Below are 3,947 nucleotides of genomic sequence, written 5' to 3'. Positions count from 1 at the left end.
TTTATTTGGGATGAGTTGGCATGATTAGATAAACGGCTTGGCTCAAAATTTAGGTTTCTCTAGTATTCAGTTGTATCAGCCAATGGCGCTTAATGGGTGAAAAATCCGGAGAGTTTACTAACTCTTCAAGGTTGTCAGGAAATCTTTACAGATGTTTCATAGAATCAACCTTAAAGAGGATTGACAAATGCACGCGATTAATGTATATGAAATATATCTATAGGTATATTTATGACATAGATCCCCGACTTCTTTTAGTAGTCGGGGATCTGGTATAAGACTTAATCAGACATCAATTACCGATAATCGGCAGTCTGAATATATTCTAACCGCGCCGCCTCCCGGATTCCATACTCTGGGCGACAGAATCGGTCTAATTGCGCTTCAAAAAATGCCCGATTCGCCTGTAAATGCTTGGGATTCGGGTCATCTAAGGGATACAACAGTGCGGTTCGTAACGCCTGAAATACTGCCGATGTCACACAATACATTGATCGCTGAAAGGTGATGCCAATTTGATTCAGGATATCACTTTCACTGCGACAACGCTTTTCATAGAAGTCTCGCAGATAGGGGGGTAAGAAATGTAACATATCCTGCATCAGCAAGGTTGGCGGAATTCCCGCCGAACCGACGGGGAATTTATCGGCATAGAGAACCCCATAATGGAAGTCTTTCTGATCACTGGGAACTTCCCCCGCTTGGGCATTATAGGACTTTGTACCCCTAAAAGGTGCTGTGCGATAGAATACCGCCTCTACATAGGGAAGCGCCGCCTCATACAGCCAGGTAAACCCTTTGGACTTAGGAATCACCTCATAACATTCCCCTTTGACATAAACATGATGATAGATCGGACGACCTGCGATCGCGAATATGCCATTCACCAAAAAGTTCATCGCTTCGGGGACAGAGGTTATTTTTCCTTCATCGTAGAGATCAGACACCTCAAAAAACACCGGTGCCATTACTTCCCAAAATAGCCCCAAAAGACTATAATACGACGCCTGACGACATTGTTCGATAAACATCTCTGGGAACAGCTTATGCCATCCCAGCATGACGGGATTTCCTTTAAAGTACGCCTCAATTGCCCGATTCGCATTGTCCTTATACTCCTGGGTATCCAGATAAGGATCAAACTGATTCACCGGGGCGTACATATTCCGATGCCAAAGCATTGCCCGCATACAAGCTTCAGCAAACTCCATATTAATCCGGTCATGCCACAAGTGATGGAGTAACTTGGGCATTTTTCCGGTTTCCCCTTTCTCTATAAACGCCATCAGTTCCGGATGCGCCGTTGCTTGACCCCGCCAAATGCGTAAATCGGCATCATCTCCGGCATAATGATTATGGAGGTCTAAATATTCTTTGGGCAGAAAATATTTAAAGAAGGGAAACGGATTCAAAAAAACTCGTTCGCCAATATAAAGCAAATCCCGCCAATAGAAATCCATTGGCACCGCATACGCCTTCCAGATGCCAATAATTTGCATCAGGTTTTCCGGCGTATCGGGAACCATCGCCCCCCCAGCCTCTAAACGGTGAACAATATCCGCAAATTCATGCTGAGACGGGGGTAATTTCGTTGCTGGTTTTGTTGGAGTTTGTACCATGGTTATCAAGTTTTTAGTGTTGACCCTTCACGTTGTTCAAGGAAATGATTTTTAATCCTGTAGGGGCGGGTTTAGGGATTAATATTAATTGTTGTCCCTAGCTTGACTACAAAACCCGCCCGTTGTTCACGTCAAAGAACGACAAATGACTTTGTTCAAGGAAATGATTTTTAATCCTGTAGGGGCGGGTTTAGGGATTAATATTAATTGTTGTCCCTAGCTTGGCTACAAAACCCGCCCGTTGTTCACGTCAAAGAACTACATAAGACGAATGACTAATGACGTAGCTTGCTTCTCGCTTGCGCGAGTATGACTAATGACGAATCCTTCAACGCCACCTTCTGATCAACCTGAGTCGGAACCGCCGAAACAATGGCATTCGTCGTCGTTTCTGTCCACCGAACCAACCAAGTTGGTTGAATTCCCAGAAAGAAAATAATCACCGCCAAAATAATCGCAGGCGCTTTTTCATTCCAGAGAACTTTCGGATAGTAAGCCTTACGATTATCCAACTTGCCAAAACAGGTTCGATTCAGCAGAATCACAAAATAAACCGCCGTCAACCCCGAAGCAAAAATACATAAAAGGGTTTGCCAAGGAAGCACCGCATAACTCCCTTGAAACACCAGAAACTCTGCCACAAATCCAACTAAACCGGGAATCCCTGCACTTGCCATTCCCCCTAAAATCAACAACGCACTCACCAACGGTAAACCCCGCGTTGGATTCATCAACCCATTCAAAACATCCAAGTCGCGAGTTCCCACCTTGGTTTCCACCACCCCAACCAAATAAAACAGAATTGCCAGGATAATTCCATGACTCACCATCTGAGTAATACAACCCAAAAGACTCAACGGCGTTAACGCTGAGGCGGCGACAACAATATACCCCATGTGACCAATTGAACTATACGCCACCATCCGTTTAATATCTTTTTGCGCGATCGCACTCAATGCACCATACAATACACTCACCACGCCAACAATTGACAATCCCGGCGCTACCAAAGACCAGGCTTCGGGAAACAATTGTAACCCATAGCGTACCAACCCATAAGTTCCCATCTTCGCCACAACCCCTCCTAAAAGAATCGCCACCACAGGCGACGCTTCCACATAAGCATCGGGTAACCAGGTATGTAAGGGAACCAGGGGAATTTTAATCCCAAATCCTACCAATAAAATGGTTAGCAGAATCAACTGAGTGGTTAACGATAACCCTTGAGTTTGAATCGCCTCATAATTAAAGCTAGTCGAATGACTCAGCCACGTAATCCCCAAAAATGCCGCCAGAATCAGAATCCCGGAAACCGCAGTATAGATGAGAAACTTCATCGCTGCATATTCCCGCTTACTTCCCCCCCAAATTGCAATTAACAGATACAAGGGAATCAACACCAATTCATAGAACAGGACAAACAGCAACAAATTCTGTGCCAGAAACGCCCCCGTAACCCCTGCATTCACCAACAAAATCAGGGCATATTTAAGGCGAACTCGTTCAACATCAACTCGGCTGCTAAAAATAACCACCCAATTCAACAAACTACCCAAAGCCAGCAACGGAAACGATAAACCATCCGCCCCCAACTTGTAGGATAAACCCAATTGAGGAATCCAGGTCAACTCCTCTTGAAATTGCCAACCGGAATAGGTGATATCAAACTGCGTGGCTAACCACAATGTCACCAGAACAATCGCTGTCGCCACCGCTAAAACAATCGCCCGGAGTCTCGTTTGTGCCACCTTTCCTGGCAAAAACCCAATTATAATTGCACCAACAACAGGTAACCCGATAAGCGTACTCAGCATAAGCCCGTCAAAAATTCCAACTCAAAACGCTTCCACTTAATCAGGGCGAGTTAATCAGCCTCTAAACAACTAGAAACAATTCAAATTAAACCCGCCCCGAAAACCTTAAACCTCAAAACGCCCTATGGCACATCTATACATTTAATATCCATCTAAACAGTGAACACATCCATTCCTCCACCACCTCCCTTTGAACCCCTCTGCGTTCCTCTGCGCTTTCCTCTGCGTTCCTCTGCGTTAAAAAAAAACACATCTTTCCCGCCCAAAAACTCGGACAAAAACGCAAATCATCCACCAATAATCAGCGAAATACGCGACAGAATCGGCAAACTTAACAAAAATCCAAACAACGCCACCCCCAACAAAATTGTCAACGCATAAAACTGGGTTTGCCCCGAAACATTGTACTTCAAGCTTTGCCCACTAAACACCGTCATAAATGCGACTAAATTAGCCAAACCATCCACAATATAACGGTCAACCCAAGAAATCGTTCTCGAAATCAAATCAACCA

2 protein-coding genes and 1 pseudogene are annotated in these 3,947 nt (G+C 44.7%); all 3 read right to left on the bottom strand.

From position 1 onward, the window contains the following. Window positions 1-296: 296 nt before the first annotated feature. Complete coding sequence (locus ACLFWI_RS28015; RefSeq protein ID WP_446415659.1) at window positions 297-1,619, bottom strand: CO2 hydration protein; 1,323 nt, start codon at window positions 1,617-1,619, stop codon at window positions 297-299. Window positions 1,620-1,894: 275 nt separating this feature from the next. Beyond that, on the bottom strand, window positions 1,895-3,433 hold the full coding sequence (locus ACLFWI_RS28010; protein ID WP_446415658.1) for an NADH-quinone oxidoreductase subunit M: 1,539 nt from the start codon (window positions 3,431-3,433) through the stop codon (window positions 1,895-1,897). Window positions 3,434-3,720: 287 nt separating this feature from the next. Further along, window positions 3,721-3,947: pseudogene (locus ACLFWI_RS28005) on the bottom strand (NAD(P)H-quinone oxidoreductase subunit F); the annotation flags it as partial.

This window comes from Coleofasciculus sp. (assembly GCF_046539235.1).
Classification (GTDB): Bacteria; Cyanobacteriota; Cyanobacteriia; order Cyanobacteriales; family Coleofasciculaceae; genus Coleofasciculus.
This window is presented reverse-complemented; position numbering and strand designations above follow the sequence as displayed.

What these genes read in the sequence shown, in the direction of transcription:
- ACLFWI_RS28015 (WP_446415659.1), bottom strand. Translation starts at nt 1,619, where the DNA reads ATGGTACAAACTCCAACAAAACCAGCAACGAAATTACCCCCGTCTCAG.
- ACLFWI_RS28010 (WP_446415658.1), bottom strand. Translation starts at nt 3,433, where the DNA reads ATGCTGAGTACGCTTATCGGGTTACCTGTTGTTGGTGCAATTATAATT.